Annotated in this window: 15 protein-coding genes; 10 read left to right on the forward strand and 5 right to left on the reverse strand. The window is 65.7% G+C overall.

Annotated elements, in window-relative coordinates; translation table 11 throughout:
- Positions 1-68 precede the first annotated feature (68 nt).
- Complete coding sequence (gene dcd / locus HY57_RS15405; protein WP_019464169.1) at positions 69-635, reverse strand: dCTP deaminase; 567 nt, start codon at positions 633-635, stop codon at positions 69-71.
- A 1,246-nt stretch (positions 636-1,881) separates the two neighbouring features.
- Entirely contained in the window at positions 1,882-2,970 is a 1,089-nt protein-coding gene (gene apbC, locus HY57_RS15410; RefSeq protein ID WP_019463784.1) for an iron-sulfur cluster carrier protein ApbC, read from the reverse strand.
- A 148-nt stretch (positions 2,971-3,118) separates the two neighbouring features.
- Between apbC and HY57_RS15415 the strand changes: the two genes are divergently transcribed.
- Complete coding sequence (locus tag HY57_RS15415) at positions 3,119-3,568, forward strand: DUF2147 domain-containing protein (protein ID WP_019463783.1); 450 nt, start codon at positions 3,119-3,121, stop codon at positions 3,566-3,568.
- A gap of 99 nt (positions 3,569-3,667) precedes the next feature.
- On the opposite strand, the gene HY57_RS15420 is transcribed toward HY57_RS15415, so the two are convergent.
- The 3 genes from HY57_RS15420 to HY57_RS15430 are packed head-to-tail and all read right to left on the reverse strand — an operon-like array spanning position 3,668 to position 6,169.
- Complete coding sequence (locus tag HY57_RS15420; RefSeq protein ID WP_019463782.1) at positions 3,668-4,468, reverse strand: DeoR/GlpR family DNA-binding transcription regulator; 801 nt, start codon at positions 4,466-4,468, stop codon at positions 3,668-3,670.
- Positions 4,461-5,102, reverse strand: a complete 642-nt coding sequence (locus HY57_RS15425) for an HAD family hydrolase (RefSeq protein ID WP_019463781.1) — start codon at positions 5,100-5,102, stop codon at positions 4,461-4,463. The genes HY57_RS15420 and HY57_RS15425 overlap by 8 nt, the downstream gene beginning before the upstream one ends.
- A complete protein-coding gene (locus tag HY57_RS15430) occupies positions 5,099-6,169 on the reverse strand; it encodes an MFS transporter (protein ID WP_081500569.1) in 1,071 nt (356 codons plus the stop codon). Before HY57_RS15430 ends, HY57_RS15425 begins: the two co-directional genes overlap by 4 nt.
- A gap of 478 nt (positions 6,170-6,647) precedes the next feature.
- On the opposite strand from HY57_RS15430, the gene metG reads away from it, so the two are divergent.
- The 9 genes from metG to HY57_RS15475 all read left to right on the forward strand — a co-directional run bounded on the left by metG (position 6,648) and on the right by HY57_RS15475 (position 19,300).
- Complete coding sequence (gene metG, locus HY57_RS15435; protein WP_019463779.1) at positions 6,648-8,741, forward strand: methionine--tRNA ligase; 2,094 nt, start codon at positions 6,648-6,650, stop codon at positions 8,739-8,741.
- 11 nt (positions 8,742-8,752) lie between these two features.
- Positions 8,753-9,364, forward strand: a complete 612-nt coding sequence (rsxB, locus tag HY57_RS15440) for an electron transport complex subunit RsxB (RefSeq protein ID WP_019463778.1) — start codon at positions 8,753-8,755, stop codon at positions 9,362-9,364.
- Positions 9,361-9,996 carry an endonuclease III gene (nth, locus tag HY57_RS15445; RefSeq protein WP_019463777.1) on the forward strand — a complete coding sequence of 212 codons (636 nt, stop codon included), beginning with the start codon at positions 9,361-9,363 and terminating at the stop codon, positions 9,994-9,996. The genes rsxB and nth overlap by 4 nt, the downstream gene beginning before the upstream one ends.
- A gap of 475 nt (positions 9,997-10,471) precedes the next feature.
- Positions 10,472-10,780, forward strand: coding sequence for a hypothetical protein (locus HY57_RS15450; RefSeq protein ID WP_019463776.1), 309 nt, complete (start codon positions 10,472-10,474; stop codon positions 10,778-10,780).
- A gap of 293 nt (positions 10,781-11,073) precedes the next feature.
- Positions 11,074-11,739 (forward strand): response regulator, encoded by a 666-nt coding sequence (locus HY57_RS15455; protein ID WP_019463775.1) that lies wholly within the window; start codon positions 11,074-11,076, stop codon positions 11,737-11,739.
- A complete protein-coding gene (locus tag HY57_RS15460; RefSeq protein WP_019463774.1) occupies positions 11,736-13,151 on the forward strand; it encodes a sensor histidine kinase in 1,416 nt (471 codons plus the stop codon). The genes HY57_RS15455 and HY57_RS15460 overlap by 4 nt, the downstream gene beginning before the upstream one ends.
- A 261-nt stretch (positions 13,152-13,412) precedes the next feature.
- Complete coding sequence (locus HY57_RS15465) at positions 13,413-16,652, forward strand: efflux RND transporter permease subunit (RefSeq protein ID WP_019463664.1); 3,240 nt, start codon at positions 13,413-13,415, stop codon at positions 16,650-16,652.
- Complete coding sequence (locus tag HY57_RS15470) at positions 16,642-17,811, forward strand: efflux RND transporter periplasmic adaptor subunit (protein ID WP_019463665.1); 1,170 nt, start codon at positions 16,642-16,644, stop codon at positions 17,809-17,811. Before HY57_RS15465 ends, HY57_RS15470 begins: the two co-directional genes overlap by 11 nt.
- Positions 17,812-17,815: 4 nt before the next feature.
- Positions 17,816-19,300 carry an efflux transporter outer membrane subunit gene (locus tag HY57_RS15475; protein WP_019463666.1) on the forward strand — a complete coding sequence of 495 codons (1,485 nt, stop codon included), beginning with the start codon at positions 17,816-17,818 and terminating at the stop codon, positions 19,298-19,300.
- Positions 19,301-19,390: the final 90 nt, after the last annotated feature.

Consider the following 19,390-nt stretch of genomic DNA (forward strand, 5'->3'; position numbering starts at 1 on the left):
GTGCATGGATCCCGGACGGCAACCATTCAGGTGAACGCCGCCGGCGCCGCCATGGCGCCCGCCGCGGCTCAGGTACGCGGCAAGGTGACGCCCTGCTGGCCCTGGTACTTGCCACCGCGATCCTTGTAGCTGGTCTCGCATTCCTCATCCGACTCGAGGAACAGCATCTGCGCCACGCCTTCGTTGGCGTAGATCTTTGCGGGCAGCGGCGTGGTGTTGGAGAACTCCAGCGTCACATGACCCTCCCACTCCGGCTCCAGCGGCGTCACGTTGACGATGATGCCGCAGCGCGCGTACGTGCTCTTGCCCAGGCAGATGGTGAGCACCTTGCGCGGGATGCGGAAGTACTCGACCGTGCGCGCCAGTGCGAACGAATTGGGCGGAATGATGCACACGTCCGCTTCCACGTCGACGAAGCTCGTGGGGTCGAACGACTTCGGGTCGACGATGGTGGAGTTGATGTTGGTGAAGATCTTGAACTCGCGCGCGCAGCGCACGTCGTAGCCATAGCTCGACGTGCCGTACGACACCAGTTTGGTGTTGTCGCGCGTCTTGATCTGCCCCGGCTCGAACGGCTCGATCATGCCGTGCTGCTCGGCCATGCGGCGGATCCACTTGTCGGATTTGATGCTCACTCGGGCTCCCGGAGGGCTGGTGTGTCGCGCCGGACGGCGTAAAGACCGGGAAAATAGCTGAAAGGGAGGGTGGGCCGCCAGTCAGGGGGACTGAGACTGGGATGTTGGTGGCTTTGCGTGGGGGCTTGGGGCTTTGCAGGGTGGCTGGTTGAGGGCTGCTGTCTGGGCGTGCGGCTTCAGGGGGAGCCGTCATTCCGGCGTACTTCGCAAAGGGGCGGCGCCCGGGTGCTCGCCTCACCGTGCCGTTCTTTAGCCGTCACCCCTGCGGAGGCAGGGGTCCAGTGACTTTGCTCTTGGCCTTCGGTCTCGTGCGCTCCCGCCAGGGTGCCGCTTACGCAGCGGGCGTTTCGACCTTCTGCCGAAGGCCGAGTCACTTTTCTTTTGCTGGCCCAAAAGAAAAGTAACCCAAAGAAAATGGCCTTAGGAGCTGGCAGCATTGCGTGGGGATAAGCCCGAACGGGTGAGGAACGTTGCCACTTGGCAACCTTCGCCGCTACACAGCAGGTACTTCCAAGCGCTTCGCAACGCGCCATGGCGGAGAGGGCTTAACGCGGAGCGCGGCGCCGCTGCGCGGCACCTTCTTCCTTGCCCCTAGGCAGTTCACGTTGAACATCACCCATCGCTCGTCCTCTCTCCCGAGAGAGGACTGGGGTGAACATTGACGCAACCTTGTGGGAGCGCACCCTGTGCGCGACAGCCTGACGGAGCGGTGACCACCAGACGCTGCGGTCGCGCACAGGGTGCGCTCCTACAAGGTAGGTCCCGCCATGGCGAAGGTGCCGTCATTCGACAACCGCGATGTGCCGCGTAGCGGCACGAGCCGTGCGCTCTGCGCTTTGGCTTTCGACCTTTGGGCCCCTGTGCGGCGGTGAGGGGTGGACGATCAGGCCCGCAGGGGGATCGGCAGGGATGCCGATCCCTTTTCGACAGGGCAGGACGCCCTGTCGAAAAGCCCGGCCGCCCCTCACGGACTGGCCGGCTTCTCCGGCCAGCGCCAAGCGGGGTGCCTTTCTCTTTGGTTACTTTCTCTTGGGCAAGCAAGAGAAAGTGACCCGGCCTCCGGCAGGAGGGCGGAAGCCCGCCGCAGGCGAGCCAGATCGCCGCATCGCCACAACCAAACACCGGGGCTCTAGATCCTGGCCTGGACCGGGATGACGATACGAAACGGTGAGGCTGGGTTACTCCCTCTCCCCAAAGGGAGAGGAGGAAGAAAGCTGCAAGATCGGTCGGAGCTACCCGCGCCCGCTCAGGGCGCGCCCTGCACCATGATCTTCCCAAGCCCAAGCGACTTGTTCCGCGGCATCCGCGACAATCGCCCCGCCGCATTCCGCGCAATCTCGCGATAACGCGCGGCCAGATCGGAATCAGGCATCGCCACCACCGTCGGCGTGCCTCCGTCCGCCTGCTCACGGATACGGATGTCCAGCGGCAGCGAGCCGAGATACGCCACGTGGTACTGCTCGGCCATGCGCGCGCCGCCGCCCTCACCGAAGATGTGCTCTTCGTGCCCGCAGTGGGAGCACACGTGCGTGGCCATGTTCTCCACCACGCCGAGTACCGGCACCTCGACCTTCTCGAACATCTTCAGCGCCTTGCGCGCGTCCAGCAGCGCGATGTCCTGTGGCGTGGTGACGATCACCGCGCCCGACACCGGTACTTTCTGCGACAGCGTGAGCTGGATGTCGCCGGTGCCCGGCGGCAGGTCGACGATGAGGTAGTCGAGCTGCTCCCAGCGACTGTCGTTGAGCAGCTGCATCATGGCCTGGGTCACCATCGGGCCGCGCCAGATCATCGGGGTCTCTTCCTCGATCAGGAAGCCGATGGACATGGCCTGCAGGCCGTGCGCCTCCAACGGGATGATGGTCTTGCCATCCGGCGACTGCGGCTTGCCACTGATGCCCAGCATGCGCGGCTGGCTGGGGCCGTAGATGTCGGCGTCGAGCACACCCACCCGGGCGCCTTCGGCCGCCAGTGCCAGGGCCAGGTTGGCGGAGACCGTGGACTTGCCCACGCCGCCCTTGCCCGAGGCCACCACGATGATGTTCTTCACCCCCGGCAACGGCGCCAGCGTGCCCTGCACCTTGTGGGCGTGGATGCGGGTGCCAACGGATACCGTCGCTGTGGCGATGGCCGGGTCGGCCTCCAGCGCGCGTTTGGCGGTGGCGGCCAGCGTGTCGGCCACGCCCTTGGCCGGATAACCGAGCTGGATGTCGACCGACACCCGATCGCCATCCACGCCCACGGCGCGCACGGCATCGACCAGGGGAGCACCGGTATGGGAATCAACGAGTTCGCCAAGAATGTGGCGGACCAGGGCTTCGCTCGCCTGCGTCATATCGAAATCTACGGCCTGTCATGGGGATGACCCATTATGCCAGCGTGGCCCTCTCGGGCGTTTGCGGCGCTTTCGCATTGCAGCTTGACGCCTTCGCGCAAGGTCGGTCAGGCTCCGGAACATACGCTTTCGTACGGGAGGATCATCCATGAAGTCACTGCTTCGCACCGCCGTGGTCGCCGGCCTGTTGCTGGGCGCCGGTACCGTGTTCGCCGCCGAGGTCACCCCGGTGGGCACCTGGAAGACCATCGACGATGAGACGGGTAAGCCCAAGTCCATCGTGAAGATCACCGACGAAGGCGGCGAACTGAAGGCCACCGTGCTGGAAGTGCTGCAGTCAGACGAAGGCCCGCACCCGATCTGCAAGAACTGCGATGGCGAGCGGAAGGACAAGCCGATCGAAGGCATGAACATCATGTGGGGCGTGCACAAGGACGGCGACACCGTCTGGGACGGCGGCAAGATCCTCGACCCCAAGACCGGCAAGATCTACAAGGTGAAGCTGCAGCCCAGCGACGACGGCAGCAAGCTCACCGTGCGCGGCTATATCGGCTTCTCGCTGCTCGGTCGCAGCCAGGAGTGGCAGCGCCAGCAGTAAGGCGTCGCCAACTTTTTGTAGGAGCGCACTTGTGCGCGGCCGCAGGGTTCATGTGTGCCGCAGTCGCGCACAAGTGCGCTCCTACAGGGGCTTTGAGGTTCAGCCCGCCGTCGCCTCGGCCCGATGCACCGCCACGCCACGCGCCGTGAATGCCGCACGCGTCGCCTTGTCGGCCGAATGCTCCACCACCAGGTGCTGCACCCGCGCCAGTTCAGCCACCTGATGCGCGGCCACCGCGCCCAGCTTGTCGTCGGTCGCCACGACCACGGTTTCGTCGCTGGCCTCGATCATGGCGCGCTTGAACAGCGATTCCTCGCTGTCGAATCCCCACAATCCGTGTGCCGCGTCGATGGCGCATGCACCGGGGAAACAGAGATCCGCGCGCACCCGGCGCACCTGGTCCACCGCCTGTGCACCGGTCGCACCACCGATGGTGGTGTCGATGCGACCACCGATGAGCAACACCTCGAAACCTTCGCGATCGAGCAAAACCTGTGCGATATGCGGCGCATTCGTGATGACAGTAAGCCGGGCATCGCGCGGTAGTGCGGCCGCAATGGCGGCGTTGGTGCTACCGGCGTCGATCAGCAGGGTCTGCCCCGCCTGCACCAGGCTCGCCGCCTTGCGCGCCAGGGCTTCCTTGCGCGCGGAGTGCTCGTGGCGGCGCTGTTTCAACGGCGTCAATGTGACGGCCGGCAGCAACGCGCCACCATATACGCGCTTGCATAGCCCCAGCGCGGCCAGCTCCCGCAGGTCGCGGCGGATGGAGTCTTCGGAAACCTCGAAGGCCTGGGCCAGCTCCGCCGCCACCACGCGCCCCTCGGCGCGCAGGCGTTCAAGGATGCGCTGCTGGCGCTCTTCCGGCAGGGCGTTGCTGTCGACCGTGGGCGTCTTAGCCATGCGATGCCTCGCGAGTGGATGCTTCAAGCACATTCAGTTCGATCAGCCGGCGGCGCAGCCCATCCGCGCCACGGAACCACCAACCGTGCATGCCAAGTGCTTCGGCGGCGGCCACGTTGCGCGCGGAGTCGTCGATGTAGAGCGCCGCGGCAGGGTCGACGCCATAACGTTCCAGCAGGCGCTGGTAAATGCGTGGATCGGGTTTGATCAGCCGTTCCTGGCCGGAAACAACGATGCCTTCGAACCACTGCAGGAAGGGAAAGCGGCGCTGCGCAATGGGGAACGTCTCCTGCGACCAGTTGGTCAACGCGAGCAGCCGCACACCGCGCGCACGAAGTTCCGCCAGCACCGCGATGCTGTCCTCCATCGCGCCGACCAGGGTTTCTTCCCAGCGCAGGTGGTAGGCATCGATGAGGTCGGCGTGGTCGGGAAACTGGCCGCGCAGCAGTGCGGTCGCCTCCGTCCACGGGCGACCGGCGTCCTGCTGCTCGTTCCATTGGCTGTTGCAGACTTCGCGCAGGAACCATTCCATCTGCGCCTCGTCGGGAATCAGTTGCCGGTAGAGGCGGCGCGGATCCCATCCGATCAGCACGTTGCCCAGGTCGAAGATCACCGTGTCGACTTGCTTGCTCATAGCTTCACGATCCTTGCCGAAAGTCCTACCAGCACCAGCAGGCCCGCCACCCCGGCAAAAGCCACCGGCAGGCTGCTGGCATGTGCCACGAAGCCGATCAACGCGGGGCCGCTGAGCAGGCCGGCATAACCCAGTGTGGTCGCCGTGGCGATGGCAATCGCCGGCGGCGTGCCCGGTAGGCGTCCCGCCGCGCTGAACATGACCGGCACGATGTTGGATGCGCCCAGGCCGATGAGCACGAAACCCGCCAGCGACGTCACCGCACCGGAAACACCCGCCACCAGCATGAAGCCCGCCGCCGCCAGCATGGCACCGATGCGCACCGCCCACGCCGGGCCGAAGCGCCCGACGATGCGGTCACCGGTGAGGCGCCCCAAGGCCATCGCCACCGAGAAGAAGGCGTAGCCAAATCCGGCCGACGCGGGAGCCACGCCACGGAAGTCGCGCAGGAACACGGCGCTCCAGTCCAGCATCGCGCCTTCGGCCAGGAAGCTGACGAAGCACAGCAGGCCAAGCAGCCACGCCAGCGCGTGCGGCATGCCGAGCGGTTCCTTGCGCGGTGCGTCGGCGGACGGCGCGTCATCGAGCAGATCGCCACGCAGCCACAGCACCGTCGCGACCAGCAAGGCCGCGATGGCACCCGCCGCCAGCGGGAGTGGCACGCCGGCAGCCAGCAGGCCGCTCATCACCGCAGCGCCGGACAGGCCACCGACACTGAACAGGCCGTGGAATCCCGACATCAATCGACCGCCATCAAGACGTTCGACATCCACGGCGTGGGCATTCATCGCCACGTCCACCGCGCCCAGCATCACGCCGAAATAAAACAGTGTCGCCACCAGCATCGCTACGCTGGACACCATCGCCAGCACCGGCAGTGCTGCGCACATCAGCAGGCCCGAGGCGACGATGACCGTGCGGTTGCCGAGCTTGTGCGCCAGCCAGCCGACGAACGGCATGGACAACATCGAGCCGCCACCAAACGCCAGCAAGGCCAGGCCGAGCTGGGCATCGTCCAGCCCAAGCCGGGCCTTGGCATACGGCACCATCGGTGCCCAGGCGGACATGCCGATGCCCGACACGAGAAAAATCAGCCGCGTCGCCCGCCTGGCCGCTGGAATCGCCGGGCCTGGGGGTGCGCGTAAAGTGTCGGTACTGGCGTCCACGGGGTTTACCTAGGATAGAACGGACACAAATGTATTGAATCGTGCACAAACGTGCAACACCTCCTTGTGCTGCCGCTTTCCTCTTCCGTCTTCACGGCCAGGCATGCGGCAAGGAGCGTCTCGCACGACCGCCGGTATCTCCAACGTCACCGTGCCGCTGGCGCAACGCGCGAGCCCCACGCCGACAGAGAGCCATGTTCCATGACCGGCGACAAACGTCTTCGTTGCCGTGTGCCCGATGCCACTCGCGCGCTGACCGCGCGGAAACATCGCCACTCGCATCCTGCTGCCGCGCGGGCGTCCATACGGCCGTGATGGGGAGTCCGCGGCCCCGCATGCCATAATGGACAACCCCGTCCATCAAGACCGTTGCCGCCCCATGAGCCGACGCCTCCTCGTCACCAATGCGCTGCCCTATGCCAATGGCCCGCTTCACCTGGGTCATCTGCTGGGCTACATCCAGGCCGACATCTGGGTACGCGCGCAGCGGATGCAGGGCAACGAGGCCATCTACGTGTGCGCCGACGATGCCCATGGCACGCCGATCATGCTGGCCGCGGAAAAGGCCGGGCTGTCACCCGAGAAGTACATCGAAGGAATCCGCGTGGGCCACGAGGCCGACTTCGCGGCCTTCGGCGTGGCGTTCGACCACTACCACTCCACGCACTCGGAAGAAAACCGCGAGCTGGCCTCGCTGATCTATACGCGCCTGCGCGACGGCGGCTACATCGCCCGCCGCAACATCCAGCAGCTGTTCGATCCGGAAAAGGACATGTTCCTGCCGGACCGCTACATCAAGGGCACCTGCCCCAACTGCAAGACACCCGACCAGTACGGCGACAACTGCGAAAACTGTGGCGCCACCTACGCGCCCACCGACCTGATCAACCCGTACTCTGTGATGTCCGGCGCCACGCCGGTGCTGCGCGATTCGGAGCACTTCTTCTTCGAGCTGGGCAAGTTCGAGTCGCTGCTGCGCGACTGGTTTGCCGGCAAGTTCACCGACGGCCAGCCGGTAGCCAACAGCGGCGTGACCGCCAAGCTGCGCGAGTGGCTGGACGGCGGCCTGAAGGATTGGGACATCTCGCGCGATGCGCCCTACTTCGGCTTCCCGATTCCCGACGAGCCGGGCAAGTTCTTCTACGTGTGGCTGGACGCGCCCGTGGGCTACCTCGCCAGCTTCAAGGCGCTGTGCAACCGCACCGACCTGAAGTTCGAGGACTTCCTCAGCGTCGACAGCCGCGCCGAGATGCACCACTTCATCGGCAAGGACATCATCAACTTCCACGGCCTGTTCTGGCCGGCGATGCTGCACGGCGCGGACTTCCGCGTGCCCACGGCATTGCACGTCAACGGCTACCTGATGGTGAACGGCGCGAAGATGTCCAAGTCGCGCGGCACCTTCATCATGGCGCGCACTTATCTTGATTCGGGCCTGCACCCGGAATTCCTGCGCTATTACTTCACCACCATGCTGAGCGACACGCCGGTGGACGTGGACCTGGACCTCAAGACCTTCGAGGAACGCGTCAACTCCCACCTGGTCGGCAAGTGGGTGAACATCGCCAGCCGCACCGCGGGTTTCGTGCACAAGTTCTTCGACGGCCGCCTGGCGCCTGCGTTCAGTGCGGAAGAACAGGAGCTGTGGCGCGAACTGCTGTCGCTCTACGGCGACGTCCCCACGCTGTACAACAGCAAGGACTTCGCCGAAGTGGCGCGCCGCTTCGTCACCATGGCCGACATGGTCAACGGCTACATCGCCGCCAAGGCGCCGTGGGCCATGGCCAAGGACGACACCCGCCGCGATGAACTGCACCAGGTGTGCTCGTTCGCGCTGGCGGCCTTCCGCCTGCTCGCCGGCCTGCTGAAGCCGGTGGTGCCGGCCACGGTGGAGGCTGCCGAGCGCTTCCTTGCCGCGCCGATCACCGGTTTCGACGATGCCCGCGCGGAGCTGCACAACCACACCATCAACGCGTTCGAGCCGCTGCTCGGCCGCATCGACCCCAAGCAGGTCGAGGCCATGGTGGAAGCGTCCAGGGATTCCCTGGCGCCCGCCGAAGCCAAGCCCGCCCCCAAGAAAGCCAAGGAACAGAGCAAGACCATGACTGAAGCCAGCACCACGCCCGCCACCGACGGCGCCGCCGTCATCGGCATCGACGATTTCGCCAAGCTCGACCTGCGCATCGGCAAGGTCACCGCCTGCGAATTCGTGGACGGTTCGGACAAGCTGCTGCGCTTCGAACTGGATGCCGGCCCGCTGGGTACGCGCCAGATCTTCTCGGGCATCCGCGCCGCTTACGCCGAGCCGGAAAAGCTGGTTGGCCGCAACGTGGTGTTCATCGCCAACCTGGCGCCGCGCAAGATGCGCTTCGGCCTGTCCGAGGGCATGATCCTGTCCGCTGGCGACGGCGGCAACGACCTGTTCCTGCTGGACGCCGACCAGGGCGCGAAACCGGGCGCCACGGTCCGCTGAGCGTTCCCGCCATGTCGTCGCTGGTCGACCGCATCGACGCGCTGCTTCCGCAGACGCAATGCGAGCAATGCGGTTACCACGGCTGCCGGCCCTACGCGGAGGCCATCGCGCGCGGCGAGGCGAAGATCAACCAATGCCCGCCGGGTGGTGCGGCGGGCATTGTGAAACTGGCGCAACTGCTTGACGTGCCGGCGCTCCCGCTCGATCCGGAGCATGGGGTGGAAAAGCCGCGCATGCTCGCGCGCATCGTCGAGGCCGACTGCATCGGCTGCACCAAGTGCATCCAGGCCTGCCCCGTGGATGCCATCGTGGGCGCATCCAAAGTCATGCACACGGTGATGAGCGACGACTGCACCGGCTGCGAGCTGTGCGTGCCCGCCTGCCCGGTGGATTGCATCGTGCTCGAGCCCATGCCGCAGGCGCAGGTGGATGACCCTGCCCATGCCGATACGTCGCGCGCGCATTTCCAGCGTCGTGAGGCGCGACTGCAGCGCGAGAAGGACAACCGCGAGGCTGAACTCGCCGCCCGCAAGGCCGAAGTGGCGGCTACCGCGACGCCGGCCAATCCGGTGCTCGCCGCACTGGCGCGTGCAAAAGCCAAACAGCAAGGGAAAACTCCGTGAAGAAAGCCGACGTCGTCGAGCTGTTCACCCGTTTGCGCGAGCTTGATCCGCATCCCACCACGGAACTCACCTACACCACGCCCTTCGAGTTGCTGGTGGCGGTGGTGCTGTCGGCGCAGGCCACCGATGTCGGCGTAAACAAGGCCACGAAGAAGCTCTACCCGGTGGCGAACACGCCGCAGGCCATCCTCGACCTGGGTGAAGAGAAGCTCAAGCAGTACATCAGCACCATCGGCCTGTTCAACGGCAAGGCCAAGAACGTCATCTCGCTGAGCCGCATCCTGGTTGACCAGTACGACGGCGAGGTGCCGCAGACGCGCGAGGCGCTGGAAGCCCTCCCCGGCGTGGGCCGCAAGACGGCCAACGTGGTGCTCAACACCGCCTTTGGCCATCCCACCATCGCGGTGGACACGCACATCTTCCGCGTTTCCAACCGCACCGGCCTTGCGCCCGGCAAGGACGTGCGCGCGGTAGAGGACAAGCTGGAGAAAGTCGTGCCTGCCGAATTCAAGCAGGACGCGCATCACTGGCTGATCCTGCATGGCCGCTATGTGTGCAAGGCGCGCAAACCCGATTGTCCGCAATGCGTGATCCGCGACCTGTGTCGCTACAAGGACAAGACGCCGGCCTGAGCACGCGCAAGCATCACATGCGCATGGCGTGATGGTTACGTTGGCAACGACTTCGCGCCTGCAGAGGCACTGTCTGCATGGGCAACATCAAAGCGGTGCGTTGCTCACGAAACGGCTTGCACGAACCGCACCTCATGATTCCCTCGTCATCGCGATGACATCTCGCCGCCACGCGCGAATCGTTTCTCCTGCAACCACAACAGCACTGTTTTCGCCGGTGCCAATGCGCAAGTCATCGACGTGTCGCGTTCCGATGCGTGGCGTGTCTTCCCTGTTTCACGCAAACGCCGCGCGCATGGCAAACATGCGTCAAATATGCGGTTTTTGACCATGACTAGTGGCATACATCCAACGTCCAAAGCTCCAAAACATCATAAATCCCTCAGTGTTTCGCGCGAGTTCCTCAAGCTTGGTGCGCGTCATGGACCTATGGTCACATCTCCCCCGGAACTCCCCCCCGTCAGGAGGCCTCACCATGAAGCGCATCATCCTCACCTCTGTCGTGGCTGCCATCGGAATTGCCTGCATCGGTCAGGCACAGGCCACCGTCGAAAGCTACACCGTCGACCTCAACGGTTACGCCGTCATCGGATTCGTGGGAAACACCCCGGCTGACTACGCACATGCCCAGCAGCAGGCGAAGAGCTGGGAGCTGCAGCGTCACCTGATGTTGAAGCCGCAATCGATCAAGGCCGTTGCCATCGACCAGTCGGAGGGCGTTGCCCTCAACGATGCCCAGTTGCGCGATGCCATCGTCAAGGCAGCCTTGGCCAAGACGCCCTGAACACGCTCCATTCACGCCTTTTGGCGGCGTCATGCATGGGCGCTGAAACAGGAAGGAAGACGGCGGGCAAGCAGGCCTGCCGTTTTTCTTTTGGGCCTCCCCGATTGACGCCACCGCCCTTGCTTGCCAACGTGACACCCGAAGCGCCGGGCGACCTGCGGGAACGGCGCGGGGTGGCCTCAGGCACCCCGGCCACGCCCTGGCAAAAGATCCACAAAAGGTAGGTTGCGGATCATGCTGCCCTGGCGCGGCAGGTGTCGCGCCCCTACCGAGTCGGACACGGGTGTCATGGCATGCATATTCTGCTGGTCGAGGACGATGCCGAACTGGGCGGTGCCATCAAGCACGCGCTGGAACACCAGTCCTACGCGGTGACCTGGCTGCGCGACGGGCGCGAAGCCCTGGAAGCGCTGCGCGGGGACCCGGTGGACCTGGTGCTGCTCGACCTGGGCCTGCCCGGCAAGGATGGGCTGGAAGTGCTCGCCGAGGCCCGGCGTGCCGGCGTGAAGACGCCCGTGCTGGTGATGACCGCACGCGATGCGCTGGAAATGCGCATCCGCGGCCTGGACCTGGGCGCCGACGACTACCTGGTCAAGCCCTTTCACCTTGGCGAACTGGCGGCCCGCATCCGCTCGCTGACCCGGCGCACCCAGGGCCTCGCCGACAACCTGGTCGAGGTGGGCGGCCTGCGGTTGAACCTGGCCACGGCCGAGGTCGAATTCCGTGGTGAGCGCGTGACGCTGACCCGTCGCGAATTCGCCCTGCTCCGCGTGCTGATGGAACGGGCCGGCCGCATCGTCCGCCGCGAGACGCTGGAGAACTCCGTCTACGGCCTGGACACCATCGTCGAGCGCAACGCGATCGAGGTCCAGGTGCACTGGCTGCGGCGCAAGCTGAGCCCGGAAGTGATCCACACCGTCCGTGGCATCGGCTACATGATTCCCCGCGAGCCGCAATGACGCCCATGACCACCGGCGCCCATCCCGCCAGCCTGCGCACGCGCCTCACCTGGCTGATCATCGCGGTGATGGTGGCCGTACTGATCCCGCTGGGCTGGATCAGCTACCGCCGCGAGCTTCGCGAAATGAACGAGCTGCTGGACGGACGCCTGGCCCAGGCCGGCCGTACGCTCGGCACGCTGATCGCGCACGGCCAGTTGCCGCTGCACGACGCCGACCTGCCCGCCATCGCGCAGAACGGCGACAAACACGGGCACGGCGTGGTGGTGTCCGTGCATCCGCGCAACTACGAGCCGGAAGTCGGCTTCCAGGCGTACGACCCTCGTGGCGACCTGATCGCCGCCACCTCCAATTTCGCCGACTTGCCGCCGCCCACCAGCGAAGAGCGCGGCTTCCGCGACATTCAGCATGAAGGCCGGCAATGGCGCACCTTCACGCTGCAGAACCGGGCCAACCTGGTGATCCGCATCGGCGAACGCTCGGACAACCGCAGTGACATCGCGCGCGGGCTGGTGATCGAACACACGCTGCCGCTGCTGATCGGCCTGCCCCTGCTCGCCCTGCTGGTGAGCCTGGCGGTGAAGCGAGGCCTGCGCCCCGTCGCCGTGTTGACCCAAATGCTGGACAGGCGCACGCCCGGCAGCCGCCAGCCCATGCCCGCCGAAGTCGCCCCCAGCGAAATCAAACCGCTGATCGTGGCGCTGAACCAGCAGCTGGAACGACTGGAAGACGCCCTGGACCGCGAGCACCGTTTCGCCACCGACGTGGCGCACGAACTGCGCACGCCGCTCGCCGCCACGATGATCCACCTCGAAAGCGCGATGATCTCCGACGACCCCACCGAGGTCGAGTTCACCGTGCGCCACGCGCAGCAGAGCATGGCGCGGCTGGGGCGCCGCATCGAGCAGATCCTGGCCATGGCGCGCCTGGAAGCCGGTGCCGCCTCACAGCAACGCACCCCCATGGACCTGATACGCATCGCCACCGAGGTGATCGAAGAACTGGCGCCGCTCATCGCCGAGAAGGACATCGAGCTCAGTCTCACCCACGACGACGACACGATCGTGGTGTTGGGCCATGAAGTGGCGCTTACCGCCATGTTCCGCAACCTGATCGAAAACGCGCTGCGCTACACCGAGGCTGACGGCCAGGTGGACATCGCCATCCGGCGCGAGGGCACGCAGGCGATCATCGACATCCGCGACAACGGCCCGGGCATCCCCGAGGACCGCCGGCAGGCCGTGTTCCAGCGCTTCCACCGCGAAGTGGAAAGCGCGACGCGCGGCTACGGCCTGGGCCTGAGTATCGTGCAGCGTGCGATCGAGCTGCATGAAGCGTCTATCGAGTTGCTGGAATCGCCGCTGGGGCGGGGGTTGCTGGTGCGGATAAGGATGGTGGCTCAGGTGGGGTGAGCCAGGTTTCTGGGGTAGCGCGGAAAGTCACTGGATCCCCGCCTTCGCGGGGATGACGAGCGAAAGGCACGGAAGACTCACACGCCGCGAGAGCCTCATTCCCCCTCTCCGTCATCCCCGCGAAGGCGGGGATCCAGTGACTTTCAGCCCTTTAACCGCCCGCACAGCCCCCCCCCTTCAGCCCCCCCCAAAAGGTTCCCACAAGATTGCGTTGCGATCATGCCTGGCATCGGGCCACCCGCCCCTCATGCATCGACGTCCATGCTAGGTCTTGTCCGAATCGCCCTGTCACGACCGCTGACCTTCATCGTGCTGGCCGTGCTTATCCTGATCGCCGGTCCGCTGGCGGCCTTTCGCACACCTACCGACATTTTTCCGAACATCGGCATCCCCGTGATCAGCGTGGTGTGGACCTACAACGGCCTGCCGCCCGACCAGATGTCCGGCCGCGTCGTCTACTACTACGAACGCCAGCTCAGCACCTCGGTCAACAACATCGAGCACATCGAGTCGCAGTCGCTGCCCGGCATGGGCATCGTCAAGATCTTCTTCCAGCCCGGCGTGGATATCCGCACCGCGACGGCGCAGGTCACGTCGATCTCGCAGACCGTGCTCAAGCAGATGCCGCCGGGCATCACGCCGCCGCTGATCCTCAACTACAACGCCTCGACCGTGCCCATCCTGCAGATGGCGCTGTCGAGCAAGAGCATGTCCGAGTCGAAGATCCTCGACCAGGGCCTGAACGTGATGCGGCCGATGCTCACCTCCGTGCCGGGCGTGGCGGTGCCGACGCCCTACGGCGGCGCCGCCCGCCAGGTCACGCTGGATCTTGACCCGCGCGCACTCGCCGCCAACGGGCTCTCCGCGCAGGACGTGAGCAACGCGCTCGCCGCGCAGAACCAGATCATCCCCGTGGGCACCGCCAAGATCGGCACCTACGAGTACCACGTGCAGCTCAACAACAGCCCCAACGCCATCGACGAGCTCAACCAGCTGCCGGTGAAGACGGTGCACAACGCCACCATCACCCTCGGCGATGTGGCCCACGTGCGCGACGGCGCTGCGCCGCAGACCAACGTGGTGCGCGTGGATGGCAAGCGCGCCGTACTCATGCCAGCCCTGAAAGTCGGCGATGCGTCGACGCTCGCCGTGGTGTCGGGCATCAAGTCGCTGATGCCGCTGGTACGCGAATCGCTGCCGGACAACCTCAAGGTGACCTTGCTGAGCGACCAGTCCACCTTCGTGAAGGGCGCCATTTCCTCCGTAGCGCGCGAAGGCGTGATCGCGGCGCTGCTCACCTCGGTGATGATCCTGGTCTTCCTTGGCAGCTGGCGCTCCACCGTGATCATCGCGGTGTCGATCCCGCTGGCCATCCTCTCGGCCATCGCCCTGCTTTCGGCCACCGGGCAGACGCTCAACGTGATGACGCTGGGCGGTCTGGCGCTGGCGGTGGGCATCCTGGTGGACGACGCCACGGTAACCATCGAGAACATCAACTGGCACCTCGAGCAGGGCAAGAGCGTGCACGACGCCATCATGGATGGCGCCAAACAGATCGTGACGCCGGCCTTCATCTCCCTGTTGTGCATCTGCATCGTGTTCGTGCCGATGTTCCTGCTCAATGGCATCGCAGGCTTCCTGTTCCGCCCGATGGCGCTGGCTGTGATCTTCGCGATGGTGTCCTCGTTCGTGCTGTCGCGCACGCTGGTGCCGACGCTGGCGATGTATCTGCTCAAGCCGCACCACATTGAAGAAGGTCCCGGCGATCATCCGGAAGACGAGTACCTCAACCATCACGAAGGCGATCAGCCGGTTGCCCGCAAGCGCAGCACCTTCCTGGCGGCGATGGTGCGCTTCCAGCAGCGCTTCGAGCATCGCTTTGCCCAGGTGCGCGACGTCTATCACGCCACGCTTTGCGTGGCGCTCACCCATCGCAAGCGCTTCATTCTCGGCTTCCTCGCCTTCGTGCTGGCCTCGTTCGCACTGGTGCCGTTCCTGGGCCGCGACTTTTTCCCCGACGTGGACGCTGGTGCCATCGCGCTGCACGTGCGCGCCCCCATGGGCACCCGCGTGGAGGAAACCGCTGCCGAGTTCGACCGCATCGAAACAGCCATCTGCAAGGTCATTCCGCCCGACCAGCTGGACACGGTGATCGACAACATCGGCCTGCCGCTGTCAGGCGTGAACATGGTCTACAACGCCAGCGGCACCATTGGCCCACAGGATGGCGACATCCAGGTCGAGCTGAAGGAAGGGCACGGCCCCACCGCCGATTTCGTGCGCGAACTGCGCTCCCGCTTGCCGCGCGAGTTCCCCGGTACGCAGTTCGCCTTCCTGCCGGCGGACATGAGCTCGCAGATCCTCAACTTCGGTGCGCCCGCGCCGCTGGACGTGTCGATCGCCGGCCGTGACCTGAAGGCCAACGAAGCCTATGCCACCGAGATCATGAAGCGACTGCGCGAAGTCCCGGGCATCGCGGACGTGCGCCTGCAGCAGAGCACCAGCTATCCGCAGCTCAACGTGACGGTGAACCGCACGCGCGCCGACATGCTCGGCGTGACCGAGCGCGACGTCACCAACACCATGGTGGCCTCGCTGGCCGGCAGCTCGCAGGTGGCGCCGACGTTCTGGCTCAATCCGAAGAACGGCGTGTCCTACCCCATCGTTGCCGCCACGCCGCAGTACAAGATGGACAGCATGTCCGACCTTGCCGGCCTGCCGGTCACCCCGGCGGGCAAGGGCGCGAGCCAGGTACTCGGCGGCCTCGCCACCTTCACGCGCGTGCCCAGCGCCGCGGTGGTGTCGCACTACAACATCATGCCCTCGTTCGACATCTACGCCTCCGTGCAGGATCGCGACCTCGGCGCCGTGGCCGGCGACGTGCAGAAGGTGCTGAACCAGTTCGCCGCCACGCGCCCCAAGGGCACGCTGGTGAGCCTGCACGGCCAGGTCGGCACCATGAACGAAGCCTTCAGCGGCCTGATCTTCGGACTGATCGGCGCGATCGTGCTGATCTACCTGCTGATCGTGGTGAACTTCCAGTCGTGGCTCGATCCGTTCGTGATCATTACCGCCCTGCCCGCCGCGCTGGCCGGCATCGTGTGGATACTGTTCCTTTCGCACACCACGCTGTCGGTGCCCGCATTGACCGGCGCGATCATGTGCATGGGTGTGGCCACCGCCAACTCCATCCTGGTCGTCAGCTTCTGCCGTGAACGCCTCGCCGAACATGGCGATGCGGTGAAGGCTGCGCTAGAAGCGGGCTTCACGCGCTTCCGCCCGGTCTGCATGACCGCGCTGGCGATGATCATCGGCATGCTGCCGATGGCGCTGACGCAGGAACAGAACTCACCGCTGGGCCGCGCCGTGATCGGCGGCCTGCTGTTCGCCACTTTCGCCACCCTGCTCTTCGTGCCGGTGATCTTCAGCATCGTGCATGGCCGCGAGCAGGCGCAGACCCAATCTGATTCCGCTCTGGGAGAACCCGTCCATGTCGCATGACGCCACCACCGCCGCACCTACGCGAACGCCCAAACTGGGGCGTGCGGTGCGCATCGGCCTGGCCGTGGCCGTGCTCGCCACCATCGCCGGCATGTCGGTGCGTGCCTATGACTATCACCGCGTGGCCAAGTGGACCGACGCGCAGATCACGCCCAGCGTGCAGGTCGTTACGCCCGAGAACAGTGGCGGCGTCCATGGCCTGACCTTGCCGGGCCATCTGGATGCCTGGATCAGCGCGCCCATCCATGCGCGCGTCAGCGGTTATCTCAAGAGCTGGAGCCGCGACATCGGCAGCCAGGTCAACGCCGGCCAGTCGCTGGCGGAGATCGATACGCCGGAACTCGACCAGCAGTTCGAGCAGGCCAAGGCAAACCTGGCCCGCGCCCAGGCCAACGCGCGTCTTGCCGTGCTGACCGACAAGCGCTGGAAAAACCTGCTCACCTCCAATTCGGTGTCGAAGCAGGAAGCCGACGAAAAGGCCGGCGAAGCCGAAGCCGCGCAGGCCAACGTGCTGGCCGCCCAGGCCGATGTGGACCGCATCGCGGCGCTCGAAGCCTTCAAGCACATCGCCGCGCCGTTTGCAGGCACGGTCACCGCGCGCAATACCGACATCGGCGACCTGATCAGCGCCAACAGCGACAGCACGCCCGCACTGTTCACCGTGTCCGACACCAGTCGCATGCGGCTGTATGTGCAGGTACCGCAGGGTTATGCCGATGCCATCAAGCAGGACATGAGTGTGCAGTTGGACGTGCCCGATCATCCGGGTGAGCAATTCACTGGCCGCCTGATCGGCAACTCGGGCGCGGTGAGCCAGACCACCGGCTCGTTGCTGGCTCAGTTCGAAGTGGACAACCCGAAGGGTGACCTGCTGCCCGGCGCGTATGCGGAGGTGCACATCCCCATGACGGGCAACAGCCAGACGCTTACGGTGCCGGCGACGACGCTGATTTTCCGCGCGCAGGGTCCGCAGGTGGCCGTGGTGGGCGCCGACAACAAGGTGGCGCTGCGCGATGTGCATATCGCCATGGACCTTGGCGACCACCTGCGCATCGACAAGGGCCTCCAGCCCGGTGATCGCGTGATCAACCATCCGTCCGATTCGCTGGCGCAGGGCGATCTCGTGCAGGTCGCGCGCGCCGATGCCCGGCAGGAGTGAAGCGATGACACGCCATCTACCCATCCTGCGCCGGTGGCTGCCGCTCGCCCTGGTCGCCATGCTGCCGGCGTGCTCGCTGGCGCCCGCGTACAAAACGCCGGACGTGGGAGCCGTGCCCGACAGCTACGCGGGCCAGACCGCGGATGGCCTGTGGTCGCCCGCGCACCCGGCGGACATGGCCTCGCGCGGACCGTGGTGGTCTGTCTATGCCAATCCGGAACTGGACACGCTGGAGAAGCAGCTCGACGCATCCAATCCCAGCCTTGCGGTCGCGCTGGCCCGCTATGACGCGGCGCGCGCGCTGCTTGGCGAAGCGCGCTCCGACCTGTATCCCACGCTGGGTGTCGGCGCTTCCGCCACGCGCAATCGCCAGTCGGACAATCGTCCCTTGCGTGGCAGCAACCAGCCCAACGAATACAGCGCGGATACCTTCGGCGTCGGGCTGGGCTACGAGCTGGATCTGTGGGGCCGCGTGCGCAATGAAGTCGCCGCCGGCAAGGCCAATGCCGCGGCAGCGCAAGCCGACCTCGCTTCGGTGAAGCTGAGCCTGGAGGCGCAGCTGGCCGATCTGTACATCACCCTGCGCGGTTACGACGTACAGGAGCGCATCCTCAAGGACTCGCTGGATGCCTACCAGCAGGGTCTGGACATGACCGAGCGCCGCTTCGAGGGCGGCATTGCCTCGGGGCTCGACGTGAGTCGCGCCAAGACACAGCTGTCCGATGCACAGGCGCAGGTGTCCGAAGTGGTAGCACAGCGTGCATTGACCGAGCACGCCATCGCCACGCTGGTCGGCCAGTCGGCGTCCCGTTTCTCCCTGCCCGCCGACAACGCACCGATGAACGTGCCCGCGATTCCGTTGGGCGTGCCGTCGCAATTGCTGGAGCGCCGCCCCGACATCGCTGCCGCCGAACGCCGCGTGTTCGCCGCCAATGCGGACATCGGCGTGGCGCGCGCGGCGTTCTTTCCGCGCCTGAGCCTGTCGGGCATTTTCGGCTTCCAGGACACCGGCATGGGCAGCCTGCTCAGCGCCGGCAATCGCTACTGGGCGCTGGGCCCCGACCTGGCCATGAGCTTGTTCGATGGCGGCCTGCGTCACGCCAAAGTGCAGGCGGCACAGGCGAATCTCGACGCGTCGGCGGGCTTATACCGTGGCATCGTGCTGAACGCGTTCCAGCAGGTGGAAGACAATCTCACGCTGCTGCAACAACTCGGCAAGGAAGCGCATCAGCAGGATGATGCCGCGAGCGCGGCGCACGATTCGCAGACCATCGCCACCAATCGCTATCGTGAAGGCGCGGTGAATTATCTCGACGTGGTGAGTGCGCAGACGGCCGCCTTGCAGGCGGAGCGCAGTGCCGAACAGGTGCGTACGCGACGCTTGCAAGCCAGCGTGGATCTGATCCGTGCCCTGGGCGGCGGTTGGGACACAGCCCAGCTGTCGACCACTGGCAATGCAGTGGCCGACAGCACAACCCAGGCCCGCTGACGCGACGGTACCTACGCCATCGCGACCGCCCGGGGACCTCAGGAGCCCCTCATGAGGAGAGGGAGGGGAGGCACAAGGGGCTCCTTGATG

The organism is Dyella japonica A8 (genome assembly GCF_000725385.1).
GTDB classification, from domain to species: domain Bacteria; phylum Pseudomonadota; class Gammaproteobacteria; order Xanthomonadales; family Rhodanobacteraceae; genus Dyella; species Dyella japonica_C.

Excerpts from the sequence above, each read along its gene's own strand:
- rsxB (WP_019463778.1), top strand. The coding sequence starts at position 8,753 with ATGTCGTCGCTGGTCGACCGCATCGACGCGCTGCTTCCGCAGACGCAA.
- apbC (WP_019463784.1), bottom strand. The coding sequence starts at position 2,970 with ATGACGCAGGCGAGCGAAGCCCTGGTCCGCCACATTCTTGGCGAACTC.
- HY57_RS15415 (WP_019463783.1), top strand. The coding sequence starts at position 3,119 with ATGAAGTCACTGCTTCGCACCGCCGTGGTCGCCGGCCTGTTGCTGGGC.
- metG (WP_019463779.1), top strand. The coding sequence starts at position 6,648 with ATGAGCCGACGCCTCCTCGTCACCAATGCGCTGCCCTATGCCAATGGC.
- HY57_RS15470 (WP_019463665.1), top strand. The coding sequence starts at position 16,642 with ATGTCGCATGACGCCACCACCGCCGCACCTACGCGAACGCCCAAACTG.
- HY57_RS15475 (WP_019463666.1), top strand. The coding sequence starts at position 17,816 with ATGACACGCCATCTACCCATCCTGCGCCGGTGGCTGCCGCTCGCCCTG.
- HY57_RS15430 (WP_081500569.1), bottom strand. The coding sequence starts at position 6,169 with ATGTCCGCCTGGGCACCGATGGTGCCGTATGCCAAGGCCCGGCTTGGG.
- HY57_RS15455 (WP_019463775.1), top strand. The coding sequence starts at position 11,074 with ATGCATATTCTGCTGGTCGAGGACGATGCCGAACTGGGCGGTGCCATC.
- HY57_RS15465 (WP_019463664.1), top strand. The coding sequence starts at position 13,413 with ATGCTAGGTCTTGTCCGAATCGCCCTGTCACGACCGCTGACCTTCATC.
- HY57_RS15460 (WP_019463774.1), top strand. The coding sequence starts at position 11,736 with ATGACGCCCATGACCACCGGCGCCCATCCCGCCAGCCTGCGCACGCGC.
- HY57_RS15420 (WP_019463782.1), bottom strand. The coding sequence starts at position 4,468 with ATGGCTAAGACGCCCACGGTCGACAGCAACGCCCTGCCGGAAGAGCGC.
- HY57_RS15450 (WP_019463776.1), top strand. The coding sequence starts at position 10,472 with ATGAAGCGCATCATCCTCACCTCTGTCGTGGCTGCCATCGGAATTGCC.
- HY57_RS15425 (WP_019463781.1), bottom strand. The coding sequence starts at position 5,102 with ATGAGCAAGCAAGTCGACACGGTGATCTTCGACCTGGGCAACGTGCTG.